General features: G+C 54.4%; 12 protein-coding genes. 10 read left to right on the forward strand and 2 right to left on the reverse strand.

Features of this window, described 5'->3' with window-relative positions; translation table 11 throughout:
• Positions 1 to 13 precede the first annotated feature (13 nt).
• From GEI7407_RS11005 to GEI7407_RS20195, 8 genes are all read left to right on the forward strand, one after another.
• The gene (locus tag GEI7407_RS11005; RefSeq protein ID WP_015172241.1) at positions 14 to 1321 is read left to right on the forward strand and encodes a hypothetical protein; all 1308 of its coding nucleotides are present in this window, start codon (positions 14 to 16) and stop codon (positions 1319 to 1321) included.
• Positions 1322 to 1373: 52 nt separating this feature from the next.
• On the forward strand, positions 1374 to 2519 hold the full coding sequence (locus GEI7407_RS11010) for a glycosyltransferase (RefSeq protein ID WP_015172242.1): 1146 nt from the start codon (positions 1374 to 1376) through the stop codon (positions 2517 to 2519).
• Positions 2520 to 2820: 301 nt separating this feature from the next.
• Positions 2821 to 4206 carry a hypothetical protein gene (locus GEI7407_RS20180; RefSeq protein WP_015172243.1) on the forward strand — a complete coding sequence of 462 codons (1386 nt, stop codon included), beginning with the start codon at positions 2821 to 2823 and terminating at the stop codon, positions 4204 to 4206.
• 315 nt (positions 4207 to 4521) lie between these two features.
• Positions 4522 to 5355, forward strand: coding sequence for a class D beta-lactamase (gene blaOXA, locus GEI7407_RS11015; protein ID WP_396229534.1), 834 nt, complete (start codon positions 4522 to 4524; stop codon positions 5353 to 5355).
• A 171-nt stretch (positions 5356 to 5526) separates the two neighbouring features.
• Entirely contained in the window at positions 5527 to 6036 is a 510-nt protein-coding gene (locus GEI7407_RS11020) for a hypothetical protein (RefSeq protein WP_015172245.1), read from the forward strand.
• 341 nt (positions 6037 to 6377) lie between these two features.
• Positions 6378 to 6617 (forward strand): hypothetical protein, encoded by a 240-nt coding sequence (locus GEI7407_RS20185; RefSeq protein ID WP_015172246.1) that lies wholly within the window; start codon positions 6378 to 6380, stop codon positions 6615 to 6617.
• Positions 6607 to 7059, forward strand: coding sequence for an HNH endonuclease (locus GEI7407_RS20190; protein WP_015172247.1), 453 nt, complete (start codon positions 6607 to 6609; stop codon positions 7057 to 7059). The genes GEI7407_RS20185 and GEI7407_RS20190 overlap by 11 nt, the downstream gene beginning before the upstream one ends.
• 222 nt (positions 7060 to 7281) lie before the next feature.
• Positions 7282 to 8445 carry an HNH endonuclease gene (locus tag GEI7407_RS20195; RefSeq protein WP_015172248.1) on the forward strand — a complete coding sequence of 388 codons (1164 nt, stop codon included), beginning with the start codon at positions 7282 to 7284 and terminating at the stop codon, positions 8443 to 8445.
• A 33-nt stretch (positions 8446 to 8478) separates the two neighbouring features.
• Here the strand turns inward: GEI7407_RS20195 and GEI7407_RS11030 are convergent, their stop codons facing one another.
• Positions 8479 to 11247: a bifunctional acetate--CoA ligase family protein/GNAT family N-acetyltransferase gene (locus GEI7407_RS11030; protein WP_015172249.1), complete on the reverse strand. Its 2769-nt coding sequence runs from the start codon at positions 11245 to 11247 to the stop codon at positions 8479 to 8481.
• 649 nt (positions 11248 to 11896) lie between these two features.
• Between GEI7407_RS11030 and GEI7407_RS11035 the strand changes: the two genes are divergently transcribed.
• Both GEI7407_RS11035 and GEI7407_RS11040 read left to right on the forward strand, forming a co-directional pair.
• Positions 11897 to 13471, forward strand: a complete 1575-nt coding sequence (locus GEI7407_RS11035; RefSeq protein ID WP_015172250.1) for a B12-binding domain-containing radical SAM protein — start codon at positions 11897 to 11899, stop codon at positions 13469 to 13471.
• Between the two features lie 314 nt (positions 13472 to 13785).
• A complete protein-coding gene (locus GEI7407_RS11040; RefSeq protein WP_015172251.1) occupies positions 13786 to 15300 on the forward strand; it encodes a leucine-rich repeat domain-containing protein in 1515 nt (504 codons plus the stop codon).
• 414 nt (positions 15301 to 15714) lie between these two features.
• On the opposite strand, the gene GEI7407_RS11045 is transcribed toward GEI7407_RS11040, so the two are convergent.
• A complete protein-coding gene (locus tag GEI7407_RS11045) occupies positions 15715 to 16194 on the reverse strand; it encodes a hypothetical protein (RefSeq protein ID WP_015172252.1) in 480 nt (159 codons plus the stop codon).
• Positions 16195 to 16277: the final 83 nt, after the last annotated feature.

Raw genomic sequence — 16277 nt, forward strand, 5'->3', positions numbered from 1 at the left:
CCCATTCACTCCCATGGAACGCCTTCTGCTCCGATGGCTCTGGCACCTTCGACCCGTCTGGCTGAGTCTGCTGGCTGTGGGTTTGGTCATGTTGCCCATCGCCTGGTCTCCCAGCGCCCAGTGGCAGACCGAGACGGCCCGCCCCGCCGCTGACTTTGTCAACTCCGTGGGTGTCGCCACCCATTTGCGCTATCTCGACACCGCTTACAAGCACTATGACGACATCATCAAACCCCGCCTGCTCGAGCTCGGGGTGCACCATATCCGCGATGGCGGCAAAAATAAGGGCTTTTATGAAAAGCTCAATGACCTAGCCAGCTACGGCATTCGGGCCACCCTGGTCATGGACCCCCGCGACGGCCTCACCCCGGATAACGCGATCGCCGAAGGGTTGCAGCCGGTGCTCGGCGCGGTGGAAGCGGTGGAAGGCCCCAACGAATGGGACGTCCACCCCAAGCTGCGCTACCAGGGGCTGGCCTTTCCTGACGGGGTGCGCAACTACCAAACTGGCCTCTACCGCGCCCTCAAGGCCAATCCCGACACCCAAAATCTGCCGGTTCTTCTGCCGTCCCTGGCGATTCCGGAGAATGGCCGGAAGCTTGGCAAACTGGAGGCCGGAGACATGGGCAATATGCACAGCTACGCCGGGGGAAATCTGCCCAGTCAGGACCTCGACACGCGCTGGATCCCTCAAACCCAGGCAGTCACCGGACCTGACAAGCCCCTGGTGGCGACGGAGTGCGGCTGGCACACGGCGGTGAGCGATCGCCGCGCCTCCCAGCCCGGTGTTCCCGAGGAGGTGGTGGGCCGCTACGCGCCGCGCCTCGCCCTGGAGTATTTCAACCGGGGCATTGTGCGCTCCTTTCTCTATCAGCTGATTGACGAGCGCAAAGCCGAGAAGCAAGAGCAGCGCTTCGGGCTGCTGCGCAACGACGGCACGCCCAAACCGGCCTTTACGTCTCTAAAAAATTTGCTGGCGTTGCTGGAAGATGGCGGCTCTGTGGTTGCCCCCCAAACGATGCAGTACTACCTGAGCGGCGATACCAAACAGGTTCACCACACCCTGCTGCAAAAGAGCGATGGCCGCTTTTATCTAGTGCTGTGGCAAGAGGTGCCGGGCTTTGGGCTGCGCAACCGCAAGGTGCTGAGCCCAGCAGCTAAGACCGTGACGCTGAATTTGGCGCAGCCTTTTGTCACCGCTAATACCTACCTCCCTCTGGAGTCGGAAACGGCGATCGCCTCTTTTACCAACGGCGCTCAGCTCAGCCTCAGCGTGCCGGACCATCCCCTGGTGGTCGAGCTAGTGCCCCGCACAGCCTAGGCTGCTAGGCCTTTTCGACTGTCTTACCCCCATTTTTCTAGGAGAAGCCCCCATGACGATGAATCCTGTCTCTTCTGTCAGCGTTTTTTTGCCGGCTCTGGCGGGCGGTGGTGCCGAGCGCGCCATGATGCACCTGGCCCAGGGCTTCGCGGAGCGTGGCCTCAAAACCGATCTGGTCGTGGCGGAGGCAGAGGGCGCCTATCTCTCAAAGATCCCAGCGGGGGTGCGCCTGGTGGATCTCCAGGCGCGATCGCCCGTCGTCGTCTCCAAAACCTTTGCCCTCCAGCGCTATCTTCAGCGCGAGCAGCCCGAGGCCCTCTTTTCGGCTCTGGATATCGTGAGTTCTGCCACCTTGGCGCGGCGGCTGGCGGGGGTGCCTACCCAGGTCGTGATGTGCGTGCAGACGAACCTGTCCCAGCAGTTCCGCGATCACCAGCCCCACACCTTTGGCCGGGTGCGCCCCCAGCTGGTGCGCCTGATGTATCCCTGGGCAGATGCGCTGGTGGCGGCCTCTGCGGGCGTCGCCGCCGACGTGGCTCGGATGACCCACATTCCTCAAGATCGGGTGCGCGTGATCTACAACCCGGTGGTCACGCCGGAGGTGCTGGCCAAGACGCAGGAGCCGGTCGAGCATCCCTGGTTCGCGCCCGGGGAGCCGCCGGTCTTGCTGGGGGTCGGCCGTCTGGTCAGCCAGAAGGATTTCCCGACGCTGATTCGCGCGTTTGCGCGGGTGCGCAAGGAGCGTCCGGCCCGCCTGATGATCCTGGGTGAGGGCGAAGATCGGCTCCAGTTGGAGGCCTTGGTGCGATCGCTCAACCTGGAGGCCGATGTGGCGCTGCCCGGTTTTGCCGAAAACCCCTACGCCTACATGGCCCAGGCGTCGGTGTTTGTGCTGTCGTCGATCTTTGAGGGCTTCGGGAATGTGGTGGCGGAGGCTCTGGCCGCAGGGACGCCGGTGGTCTCGACAGACTGCGAGAGTGGCCCCGCCGAAATCCTGGAAAATGGCCGCTATGGTCGCCTGACGCCGACTCGAGATCCGGAGGCGATCGCCCGCGCTGTCCTCCAGACCCTCGACGAACCCCGCAACTCCCCAGAGCTGATCGCCCGCGCCCAGTCCTTCTCGGTAGCAAACATCACCGACCAGTATCTCCAGGTCCTCGCCGACCTCCTCACCCAGCCCACCCGCCAAGCCAGCTAACCCCGTCTCCATACAACCCCAAACCGCCTCTGTATTCACTCACAATACAGAGACGGTTTGCATATCTCGCGGAAGTTTTATCTTGAAGCATCAAATATTCTCAAGATCAACTCAAAATTTTAAGAAAGAACAGTAATTTACATTTTTACGTCGGTCGTTATATTTTTGTAATTTCAATAATCAATCCTTAAAGGATTACAGTGTCAGCAAATGAAGTAGTAAAGATTTTCATAGAATTATCCAAGATTGGTTTTGGTTAGATAGTATTGCTTTTTGAGCGACAGGGAGAAATAAGCAAAAAATGTTTTTCAAGGAAGAATTAATAGGCCAAGGGAACAACATAGAACTATTTAACAATATTGGATGTATAGATAATCTTGAAGGCCGTTTAACGGTTTGGCTAGCAATTCATCAAACTCCACGAGTTCACTGGGAATTCGAAGCAGCTCGAGGAGGATATAACTCTGACTTTACCTCTCTTAACTGGACATCTCAAAAACTAACGTCTTGGAATGGTTCAGATCCTCAGTTTGTAGTTGAGAAGCCAACATTTACATTTCGAGGCGGCAGAAGACAACAAATTAGAGGCTATGCAGAGCGAGCTTTATATGGAGATATAAACGCAGATGCTCACTATTTTGATTTTTATCTACCGAATACAGATTTTTTAAGAGAGGCTACAGGTTGTAAGCTTGCAGATGTCAGTAAGGCATTAAAATGTGAATCTTTCTTAGTAGAAATTAGTAACAATTGGAGCATTGAACTTTCCACAAACCAAGATGCTCTAGATTGGCTGAAGCCAGAAGCTCAGAATAGAGGATCAATGATCACTTTAAAGATTCAGTTATTTCAAAGCAAACAACATTCCACAAAAATTCAGGAGCTATCAAATAAATCTTTATCTGACGCCAGCACAATTCTCTCAGACTTATGTTTAATGCTGTCATATATAAATGGAGGATATATTAAATCGATTTATGCAGTTGCAAGGAAGTTCGTGAACATGGAGGAGGGTCAAATAGTAATTGAAGATGTAGCCTCATTAGCTGAAGCGCCTCTCATTGTTCCGCAAGAAGAACTAGGACAAGGTTGCATTAGATATTTTGGCATGAACGACTTATTAGATCTTCTTCAATGTTTTCCAACTTTTCAACGAATGCTGCAAACCACTCATTGGAAGGAGAAATGGATTGTTCTTTTGGAGTGGTACTTTCAAGCAATTCCAAGAGTATCTGGACGTAGAAGAAATGTTTTTTTACCTGTTGTTGCCAATGCACTTGGAACATTGCTAGAAAATTTAGCACGTTTAGTTTTAGTTGATGATGCTTCTAATCCAAGTCAACAAGAAAAAGATTTTAACAATAGAAGTTTAGCATCTCGCAACGGATACAATGGAATTAGTGAATATAGAATTGATACTCTTTTACAACGAATTGGTATATCTAGCGACAGGGACCTTGTTATAAAATTCATTAGAATTCGCAATAATGCAACTCATGCAGGACTCAAACCTAGCAATCTAACTGCAATTGAGGAATGGGAGGTTGTACAAAAAGCAATCCAATGGGTAGATGAGGTAGTTCTGTGGAGAATTGGTTATGGAGGGCAATATAGAAAGAGAAGCCTATATTCAACTCAGGGAATCCAACCTCGTTATGACCTTTCCCAGAGAGAGTCAAGTTGGTAGCTTAGGCAGCAAACAACTTGAGTACAGCAAATTTAGATAGGCTACTGGTGCTTAATTAAAGATACCTAGAACCGCTAAGCACGGAGGAAGTAGGATCTACAATCTAGTTCACTTATTACAAGATGATCGCTGTATATTTATGCCAAAGGTTTAGACAGCGATCGCCCTCTTTTCGTCTATAGTCCTACATATCGATCGCGAGCTAAGAGCAAGCAAGATTTTGTTCACCGAGCATAACTCTTGTTTGCTCACATTAAGACAGCATCGACAAGGAGGACTATGAGCCGAGCAGTTCGCTTTGCAGGGATTGTTCTTATTTCGTTGATCTGTATTGTCTTTACCCTCTTTCAGGCAACGCAAGCATCACCGGCCCCAGAACAGTCAACAATCGTGACGCTGCCTGCCGCAAATATTGCTCAAAACTTAGATTTTGGGCGACACTTCCAGGATTTGGAAGTTGAGGGCTCAATCATAATTTACGACTCGAGTAACGATCGAGTCTTTCAGCACAACCCCCAGCGCAATACAACCGCTTTTTTGCCTGCATCAACCTTCAAGATTCTCAACTCTCTGATCTCACTCGAAACCGGAGTCATTTCTGATGAAATTGCCGTTCTGACATGGGACGGAATTTCCAGAAAGATTCCCGTCTGGAATCGGGACTTGAATATGAGAGAGGCCATCAAGATTTCTGCCATCTGGTTCTATCAGGTTCTGGCTCGCAAAGTGGGGCACGACCGGATGCAAGAATGGGTGACCCAAGTGGGATACGGAAACCAACAGATTGGTGGAAGCGAAGATATTGATCAATTCTGGCTCCGGGGAGATCTGCGAATCACCCCCCAAGAGCAAATCCAGTTTCTCCGCCGTCTATACACGAATGATTTACCCTTTTCTGAGCGATCGATCTCTATTGTCAAAGACATCCTGATCATGGAGAAAACGCCAGACTATACAATCACTGGAAAGACGGGCTGGGTGGGGGTTGCAGATGACGTAACCCCAAAAATTGGGTGGTATGTTGGCTATGTGGAGAAGGGAAAGAATGTCTACTTTTTTGCCACCAACATCGACATTCGGAATGAGAGCGACCCCGCAGCCCGAGTGGAGTTAACGCGTCGCTGCCTTCAAGATCTAGCAGTGCTGTAATCAACTTGCTTACAGTGCAGCAGAGTTTATTAATATTGCAGGGGCGATCGCCGTCTTTTAGAGATTCAGACAGCGATCGCCCTTTTGTCGTTTATAGTTCTGTATATCAGTCACCAACTCAGAGCAAGCAGCTTTCGTTTACAAGTTTCACTATCTTGAGGACCTTGCGTCATGAAAACCATGTTTTTTCTCATAGGTAGCCTGCCGCTTTTTTTGCTCACTTTTCAGTCAGCAGGATGGGCAGAAACAGAGAAAGACAATGTTCAGACGCTTTACAGCTACCTAGAGGGAGCTGAGCAATGGGTCTGCTCTTATATTCGGGATACCCGCGAGATCATTACATTTCATCGCTGGAGCAAGCCCGAGGTGGGGAGCCAGGCTCTAACCTTAGTCGTTCACTCTCAAGATCCAGAGCTCCTAGGAAGCTGTACTGTGGTGGCTTTTGAGACTCTCCGGAATGCCGCCTTTGAAATGAAAACCGCCCCTCCCAAGGTCCGGACCATCCACTACCTCATCGACTCGGTTGGCAATGTCACCCGTTCCAGTCGCCAGGTGTACCATTGCTCGGTGCCGAGACAGATACGCGACCATCTCACAGAACTTGATTATGACGACGCCTACGGTTTGGGAGGCTTTGAGGCGCTTTGTGAACCCGAGCAGCAGAAGTCACGCGGCCTCTAAAGCCTTTAAATCAAAGCGCTGATGAGCGCTCGCCTTGAGCGGGTGATGGCCCGAGATGCTTCGGTCCATATTCCTATATCAAACCACCAGCTTCGAGAGATTAATGAGCGCGCATTGCTCGTTGATCTTCTGTGGGGTTTGGTGATTAACAGCTTTGAGTTTTAGGATGAGAGGGCGATCGCTCATCAGCATCACAAACTCCGCATCTTGGGCTTTGCATCGATGGCAAGCAGCTCGTTCAACGATTGAAAGAGTCAGGACTTAGTGTCAAAATCAAAATAATTGAGTCGGTAGAAGTTGACACAGCCTGGTTTGCAAAACTTTGATGTCTTGGGGGTCAAATGGCTACAACTCTTAAAAGTCCATCAGCTCTAATTCATGAAATCCAGCTCGAAAAAGTTGGCAACTGGAATTTATTCAGATTCAGTGACTCTCTTCAGGCGCGAATGGAAAATCTTCTAGAAATCAAAAAATCTGATCAAATCACTCTTGATGAACTCGCTGAATTAGATGCAATTGGAGAACTAGATCGTATTTTTACCCATATAAACGCAATGCTTGCTGCTCAAAATGCCCATTAGTGACGAACTCAAGCAAGCCATTCGAGAACGCGCCAAGTATCTTTGCGAGTATTGTCATTCCCCAGAGCGCTTGAGCGCTAGTCACTTTACCATCGATCATCTCGTTCCCAGATCCTTGGGCGGCTCTGATGAGCTCAACAATCTTGCACTTGCCTGTCGTCGTTGCAATGAGAGGCGCTACAACTTTGTGGCTGGCATTGATCCGGAGACTCAGGACATCGTTCCCATTTTTAATCCTCGTAAACAGAGGTGGGCCGATCATTTTATCTGGCGAGATCAGGGAGTTTTAATAGAAGGAACTACGCCAACAGGTCGCGCAACTTGCATTCGTCTTGATTTGAACGATAACCGCTATGTAGAGAACGATTCCATTCGAGCAGCGAGACGATTTTGGACGCAAACTGGATTGCACCCTCCAGCAGATAATCCGTGTCAGGCTTAAAAAAGATGATTGTGAGCCAGCTAACCCTACGTGACAGCGGACAGCCAAGGGACTTTAGGGAAAATTCAAAGTTCTCACCGCCACTGCATTTCACTATCAAAACAGGTTCCAAAGCATAGTTCATTTATTGCAGGGGCGATCGCTGTTTTCGAGATATCTAAGCAGCAAGTAATCAAGCACATGATCTAGTATGGAGATCACGATTGCCATGAAATGTCACTCATGTGTCTCTGCATTTATTGCAAAAAATCTGATGATGGGTTCACGCTAGAACATATTATTCCTCAGTTTCTCGGCGGTGCGCAGGCACCTGACAAGCTAAAAACAAGAGATGTATGCAGGAAGTGCAACAGCAATCTTGGGCTGTTTGTAGATGCAGCGTTTGAAAAAGATTTTCTTGTCTTCGATACACTAAAAGAGTCTGAATATTTTTTCTTCAACTCTGAGAAAGCTATTGCATTACCTCTCACATGTAAGGGAATCTCAGATTTGATCATTCCTGAGATGGAGGAAAATGAGATATGTGAAGCTTGGCAGGGACCTTTAGGAGAGCAGGTCTATTGGGTGAGAGAACAAGATAAGCGGATGAATTCGTATTCTGGTGGTAATCCAAGAACAGGCAAAAAAGTACCGTCTAGAGCCTACTTTATATGCTCTGAAAGGTCACAAGAAGATATCTTGCAAACTTGGCGAGCTTTTAAAAATGCTTTTGCGGATCGTCCAGTCAAGAAAATTATGTGTACCAAAATCAAAGGTGCCGATCTCAGGGCTATTGGTTTTTCCGAACCAGATGAATTAGACGATTTACGAATTCAATACATACTCAACCAGTGTAAATCGGGAAAACGACGTAGGAGTGAGATATTAATTGACAGACGCTGTCATATGCGTTTTATGGCTAAACTTGCATTAGGCATGTCACATGTTTTATTTGGTCGTCATGCAGGAAATTCAGAGTATTCCGAGGAACTCTATAAGGCTCTGTGGTTCAAAGAGGGAAATGTAGAGCCAAATATTCATTATGAAAAAGAGCTCTCTAATTCAGATCCAAATCAATTTCTTACGAAGTATCATGGCATCCCTTACGGAGTTACAATCACAATTTTCCCTTCTCCTCAAGGAGTTATCGTAAATCTTAATCTAAATAGAAGAATGAACTGGGCGATTGTCTGTGCAAAAAGACAAGACTTGACTAGCAAACAGATTGAAGATCTGCGAGATGGTATTTGTATTGTTCTCGTTAAATCTTTAAAGAAAGGATTAGAACTATCTCTCTCTCAATTGACAGATCACAATTTGGGTAGGCTGCGTCATCCTGGCTTGTCTGAGATTGAAAGGCTAGTAGTTAATTACTATGAGAGCGATCGCCTTCTTCGAGATCTCTAAAAGACAGCGATCGCCCTCTTTCTATCTCTCACCCTATAGATCGATCGAGACAAACATCACCGACGGGTCAGCGGTGGGCTGGAGCTGGAAGCCCAGCTTGGTGCAGACATGCTGCATTCCCTGGTTGTCGGACAGGATCTCCGCCGTGATGCGCTGGAGGTGCTCATCGCGCCCCACCTGGACCAGTCGCCGCAGCAGCTCCGACCCGAGTCCCTGACACTGCCAGCGATCGCTCACCAGCATCGCAAACTCCGCATCTTGGGTGCCGTGCAGCTTGCTCAGACGCCCGATCGCCAAGAGCTGGGGTTTCTGGGTTTCGGGGTTGTGGTACTCCGCCACCAGCGCCATTTCCCGATCGTAGTCAATGAAGCACATCCGCGTTAGGCGCTCGTGGGCGACGCGGTGGCTGAGCTTCATCAGGTGGAAATAGCGGAAATATACGCTCTCCTCCGACAGAGACTCGTGAAAGTCCACCATCAGCGGCTCATCCTCCGGGCGAATGGGCCGAATGGTGATCTCTAGGTCATTCTTGAGCCGCCACGGCGCGACATAGCGGCTCGGGTAGGGCCGGATCGCCAGCTTCGGCAGATCTTCTAGGCGCGTGCTGGCCGGGTGCAGCACCATGCGGGCATCGAGGGCCAGCAGCGGCGCAGGGGCGTCAGCGCTGCGCACCAGCAGCGGGTTAATGTCGATTTCCTGGACCCAGGGCTGTTCTACGACCAGGCGGCTAAAGCGCACCAGCAGCGTTTCTAGGGCCGCCAAGTCACTGGCCGTGCGGCCCCGAACACCCTGAAGCGCCTTATAAATTCGGGTCTGCTCCATCATCCGGCGCGCCAGGGTGGTGTTGAGGGGCGGCAGGGCGATCGCCCGGTCCTGCATCACCTCCACCAGCTGGCCGCCCGAACCAAACAGCAGCACCGGGCCAAACTGCGGGTCCAGACTGCTGCCAATGATCAGCTCATAGCCGTCCAGCTTGATCATCGGCTGCACCGTCACCCCTTGGAAGTGCTCCGCGCCGGCCCGCTCAGTAACGGAGGTCTGGATTTCACCGTAGGCCCGGCGCACCGCGTCTGCATCTGGCAGATTCAGCTTGATGCCGCCCACGTCGGTCTTGTGGGTGATGGTTTCCGAGAAGAGCTTGAGCACCGCCGGATAGGCGATCGCCTCGGCATGGGCCACGGCCTCCTCCACAGTGCGAGCGATGCGCGTCTCCACCGTGGGAATGCCGTAGGCCGCCAGCACTTGCTTGGCCTCTCCTTCGGTTAGCAGGGTCCGGCCCGCCGCCCGCACCTGCTCCAGGACCGCTGCCACCTGGGCGCGATCGGGGGCATCATCGTCCGAGGGCAGCGTTGGCGTCTCATAGATGCCGCGCAGGTTGTAGCTCGATCGCCACAGATAGCTAAACACCCGCGCCGCCGTATCGGGATAGGGATAGGTCGGCACCCCGGCCCCGTTGAGGATCAGCTCTCCCGCCGAGACATCCGCGCCGCCCATCCAGCTCGCCAAAATCGGCTTGCGGGTCTTGGCGTGGACCGGCTTCTGGGTTTTGAGGAAGGTCTTGAGCTGCTCGGCGGTCTGGGTGGGGTCGGTCATGGCCTGGGGCGTCAAGATCACCAGCAGGCCGTCACTCTCGGGATCGTCCGCCGCCACGGCCAGGGTCTTGAGATAGCGATCGGGATCGGCGTCCCCGAGGATGTCGATGGGGTTGGCGTGGCTCCAGAAGGGGGGCAAAAACTCGCTCATCGTGGCGATCGCCTCCTCCGAGAGGGGCGTCAGCTCGCCCTGGGAGCCGATCAGCGCGTCGGTGGCCAGCACCGCCGGTCCCCCCGCATTGGTGATGATGGTCAGGCGGGGGCCTTTGGGTCGGGGCTGCTTCGCCAGCACCTCCGCCATGTCGAACAGGTCAGAAATATGGTCCACTCGCAGCACCCCACAGCGCCGGAACGCCGCATCCAGCACCGCGTCGCTCCCCGCCAGAGCGCCCGTGTGGGACGCCGCCGCCTTGGCCGCCGCCTCCGTGCGGCCCGCCTTGATCACGATGATCGGCTTGGTCAGCGCCACCTCCCGCGCCGCCGACAAAAACGATCGCGCGTCCCCGATGGACTCCATATAGATGACGATGCTGTGGGTGTGGGGATCGTCGCCCAGGTAATAGATCAAGTCGCCCCAGCCCACATCCAGCATGGAGCCAATGGACATAAAGGCGCTGAAGCCGACATTTTCTCGGAAGCTCCAGTCCAGAATGGCCGTGCACAGCGCCCCGCTCTGGCTAATGAAGCCCACGTTGCCGGGGCGGGCCATGGCGCTGGCGAAGGTGGCGTTGAGGCCGGTGAGGGGATTCATCACGCCGAGGCAGTTGGGGCCGATCAGGCGCATCTTGCCCCGGCGAATTTCCTGGAGGACTTCCTGCTCGAGGCGCAGTCCCTCAGCCCCGATTTCTTTGAAGCCCGCGGAGAGGACGATGGCCCCCTTGACCCCGGCGGCCACGCACTCGCGCAGCACCCCCGGGACCGTCGCGGCGGGGGTGGCAATCACGGCCAGATCGACGGCATCGGGCACCGCCGCGATCGAGGGATAGGCCTTAATGCCCAAAATGCTGTTGCGCTTGGGGTTGACCGGAAAAACAGTCCCGCCAAAGGCATTGGTGATCAGGTTCCACAGCAGGGTCCGGCCGACACTGCCTTCTCGCTCGGTGGCGCCGATGACGGCGATCGCCCGGGGCCGGAAGATGGCGTCGAGGGGCTGGCGATCGGTCCGCAGAATGTCGTTTGCAGGGTCGGTGGTTCGTGGCGTCGTCTGCATGATTAGCTCCCTGGCACAGCTGGACGGAAAAAGTCTCAAGGGCTTGGACTGCCCCAACGATAATTCACCGCTGAGCGATCGCTAAATTTAGTCCAAGTGTTTTCCAAAATGCCGTCTTGACCCTAAAAGGCGATCGCCGCTCAGGCCGGTTGCGCAGCCCTCTGTAGCTCCTCTGATGAGAATAAATACTTATTCTCTTATCTACAGTTTACGCCTGTCCCTCAGCGACAGCACCCCCCAGAACCAGCTCCACTTTTGGCCCCGCGCCCCTAGCGCTCCCGAACAAATGCTGTAGGCTACACTCAAAGGGTTTAGAGGTGACAGCTTTCACGAACATTCACGAACAACTTTCACGAACATTCACGAAATTATTTTAGTCATTACTTCTTTGGGCGGACTTTAAGAGCGAACTTTAGGCGAACTTTAGGCAAATGGCTTTCTGCCGAACCTTTCAGCGCCCAAAGCGAATCGCTTTTTCCGTTCTTGACCTGTGTTCCTGGCTTGATTCGCCGAGCATCTCCCGGTTTTGGGTGCGCTTGCCCGCAAAATAGGGTTATCTCCTGGCAGAAATTTCTTTTCGGCCTATCGCAACAGCGGCGATCGCACAGCAGGTTTTCTCTCCGAGGTGTTGTAAAAGGTGTCGAAATCTATGCGGGTTTTACTGGTTTATCCCCTTTTTCCAAAAACGTTTTGGTCTTACGAAAAAATTTTAGAACTGATTGACCGCAAGGTTCTGCTGCCGCCCCTGGGCCTGGTGACCGTAGCGGCCATTTTGCCCCAGAGCTGGGAGTTTCGCCTAGTCGATCGCAACATTCGGGCCGTCACCGAAGAAGAATGGGCCTGGGCTGACCTGGTGATTCTCTCAGCCATGATCGTCCAGAAAGAAGACCTGCTCGATCAAATCCGCGAGGCCAAGCGCCACGGCAAGCGCGTCGCCGTGGGTGGCCCCTACCCCACCTCAGTGCCGGAGGAAGCCCTGGGAGCGGGCGCAGACTACATGATCCTCGACGAAGGGGAAATCACCCTGCCGATGTTTGTGGAGGCGATCGCCCGGGGCGAGACCTCCGGCATCTACCGCGCCAACGGCGAAAAGCCCAGCGTCACCGAAACCCCCGTTCCCCGCTACGACCTGCTGGATTTCAGCGCCTACGACTCCATGTCGGTGCAGTTTTCTCGCGGCTGCCCCTTCCAGTGCGAGTTCTGCGACATCATCGTCCTCTACGGCCGCAAGCCGCGCACCAAGACGCCCCAGCAGCTCCTCAAGGAGCTGGACTATCTCTACGAACTGGGCTGGCGGCGCGGCGTCTTCATGGTGGACGACAACTTCATCGGCAACAAGCGCAACGTCAAACTGCTGCTGCGCGAGCTCAAGGAATGGCAGCGCGAGCACGGCTACCCCTTCCGCTTCAACACTGAGGCCTCCGTGGATCTGGCCCAAGACGCCGAGATGATGGAGCTGATGGTCGAATGCTTCTTTGACGCGGTGTTTGTGGGGGTCGAGACGCCCGACGAAGACAGCCTCGCCATGACCAAAAAGTTTCAGAACACCCGCGACTCCCTCACCGACGCCATCGACACCATTACCCGCGCCGGTTTGCGGGTGATGGCGGGCTTCATCATCGGCTTCGACGGCGAGAAGCCCGGAGCCGGTCGCCGGATTGTGGAATTTGTGGAGCGGGCCGCCATCCCTACCACCACCTTCGCCATGCTCCAGGCCCTGCCCAACACGGCGCTGTGGCACCGCCTGGAGAAAGAGGGTCGCCTGCGGGGCCGCGACGGCAACATTAACCAGACCACGCTGATGAACTTCGTGCCGACCCGGCCCTTGGAAGACATCGCGCGGGAGTATGTGGACGCCTTCTGGACGATCTACGACCCCGAGATTTTCCTGGATCGGGTGTATCGGTGCTTCTTGACCCTGGGAGCGCCGCGCTGCAAGCCGGACTTCAAGTGGCCCCAGTGGGTGGAGGTACGCGCCCTGCTCACGGTCTGCTGGCGCCAGGGCGTCAAGCGCCACACCCGCTGGAAGTTTTGGCACCATTTCTTCAGCATTCTCAAGCGCAACCCGGCGGTGTGGGAGCACTATATCTCGGTGTGCGCCCACAATGAGCACTTCCTGGAATATCGCCAGATCGTCCGCGATGAGATCGAGGCGCAGCTCCAAGAGTTCGTGGCCCAGGAGCCCGAGGTTCGCCAAGCAACGCCAGAGGCGATCGCCTCTTAGACAGTGTGATTGCCCTCACCCCTTCTATTCCCCTCTCCCAAGTTTAGGAGAGGGGAAAGAGACTTCATCTCCCCTTCTCCCAAGCTTGGGAGAAGGGGTTGGGGGATGAGGGCAATTCTTTAGCCAGCCTCTTTTTCTAGCGCCCTCCAGGGCGCTTTTGCGTTTTTTGGGGGTGAGATTCTGGTTGTGTTTACTCCCGACATAATTTGATGAACGCCAAGGGAAAAGCAGAACTTTTGGCGGGCGATCGCGTCTGAGAGCTTCATAGGCTCCAAGTATCCTCTTCACCTTTTCACCGACGGGAGAGATCGATCGTGCTGAATAGATCGCTGCAAACAACCACGCTGGGACTGCTGCTGTCTTTGGGATTGGGCGGACAGGCGATCGCCCAGCCCGCCACGCCAGGGGCTCTGCGCAGCTTCGAGAGCTGGTGCGTGGACAAAGCCAGCCTCAGCGAGGGTGCCCAGCGCACCGTCAGTGCGCTCCTCGAAGTCGCCCAGACCCCCGACTGCCAAGCCGCAGCGGCCCGCCTGCGCAGCCAAAGCACCCTCGATCTCGGTGGCCGGGGCCTCACCGATCTCTCTCCCTTGGTCTCTCTCCCCCAGCTCACCGGCCTCAGTCTCTACAACAGCAGCCTGAGCGATCTGCGCCCCCTGAGCAGTCTCCCCAATCTCCGGGCGCTAGATCTCTCCTACGCCAACCTCACCGACGTCACGGTGTTGGGGACTCTGGGCACGCTCCAAGCTCTCAATCTGCGCGGCAATCCGGTGCGGGATCTGCGGCCCCTCCAAGGGCTCCAGCGCCTGCACACTCTGACCCTCGGCTGGAGCACCGTCACCGATCTCTCCACCCTGCCTACGCTACCCAATCTCCATCAGCTCGATCTCAGCGGCAGCCAAGTCGGGGATATCCGCTCCCTCGCGCCCCAGCCGCGCCTAGAGACTCTCAACTTGAGCGCCAATCGGATCTCGTCGATCGCGCTGCCCGCGATGCCCAGCCTGCGGTCCCTCGACCTCGAAAATAACGCTCTCACCCGCGTGACGATTCCGGCCAGCATGGGAAAGCTGGAGTCTCTCAATCTGGCGAATAACGCGATCGCCTCTCTCCAATTTGGCGGCCAGATTCCGGCCCTGCGGCGTCTCTCTCTGGCGTCCAATCAGCTCACGGAGGTGCGGGCGATCGCCTCCCAGCCCCAGCTCCAAGAGCTCGACCTCAGCTTTAATCAGATCACCGATCTCGGTCCTCTGGCCTCCCTAGGCGCAATTCGGGTGCTGAAAATTTCGGGCAATCGGCCCATCAGCGATCTGCGGCCCCTGGCCGGACTGACCACGCTGCAAGCCCTCGATCTCTCCGAGGCCAGCATTCGCGACATCACTCCTTTGCGCGGCCTCCGCAACCTAGAGACTCTGGTGCTTTCGGGCAACCAAATCCAGCAGCTCGAGAGTCTCTCCGGACTCAACCGCCTGAGCTATCTGGCAATCGGAGGAAACCAAATTTCGGATCTGCGGGCGATCGCCGCTTTGTATAGTCTCCAAACCCTCATGCTCGACAGCAACCGCATTACCTCAGTGCGTCCCCTTGCCTCCCTCGGCCAGCTCAAGGTGCTCACCCTCGGCAACAATCAGATCACCGATCCCGCCCCCCTAGCAGCGCTGACGGGTCTCACCGTTTTGCAACTTCCGCAAAACCGCATCACTAACTTCGACGCCCTCGCCACCCTCACCAACTTGCGGATCTTGGGCCTCTGGGAAAATCCCGTTTCTCCTCCGGTCTGTCCCGTCCAGCCAGACTCTATCTGCCAGTTCGAGCTTCGCCCCAACCCCTCCTAGAAGAGATCTCTCAATTCCTTATAAAGAAGAACCTTACCCCCCTTTTTAAGGGGGGCAGGGGGGATTCACAGGGGGCAGGGGGGGATTCACAGGGGGCAAGGGGGATTCAAGAGTCTTATCCTTTATGGCCAGAGTGGAAATCCCCCTAAATCCCCCTTTTCAAGGGGGGACTCTCATTTTCTTGGGAGCTTAAAGCTACAGCAAATTACTTTATTGCTAAGCATTACTAAGTGTAGAAAGATCAAAAGTAGATCTTATTTTTTTAGAAACTCTCTATTAAGCATCCTTAGAGAGATAGAAAAAGAAATAAAAAAATTGCCTTCATCGGGCGATCGCGCTCTCAGTTAGCGTTATTGCCTAATCGCGCGATCGCCCTAGTAGATATGTCAAGCGGCAGCGCACCTCAAAGATCTCCTAATCTGCGATCGCCCAGCGCATGAAAGGCCGGTCTTCAATAATGGCCTGCGAGGTGATCTCCGAAAGGGGACGACCGGGCAGGGACTGGAGATCAAACCGGAAGTAGACATACCCCTTGTAAAACCAAAGGTTATATTGGGGCTCATCACTGCTCACGACATAGCCATAGCACGAGGCATACTGAGGCTTCAGCGGCGCGGCAAACTCCACAAAGTCTTGCTTGGCCTCCAGAAAGACCGCGCGACCGGCGATCGCGGCCGTATCCACCAAAGCACTAAACTCTCCTCCGCCCTCGTAATAGCGCGACTGCACCCACAGATCCACCTGCGCCGGGCAGTTACCCTCGCTGCGATGAATCGCAACCGAGTGATTGGGCGGCGTCTCGACCAGCTCCGCCGGAGCCATCGCCTGGGACGGCAGTGCTCCAAGGGACAAAACACCAGCAGACAGAAGAACACACAAAGATAGAGATTTCATAGCACTCTCCCACCCAGAAACTATCGCCAACTACTTCTTTCTTCAGCAGCGATCGCCCCTATTCCTCAAACCTCGTCTCAGCT

This window comes from Geitlerinema sp. PCC 7407, assembly GCF_000317045.1.
In the GTDB taxonomy this organism is placed as follows: domain Bacteria; phylum Cyanobacteriota; class Cyanobacteriia; order PCC-7407; family PCC-7407; genus PCC-7407.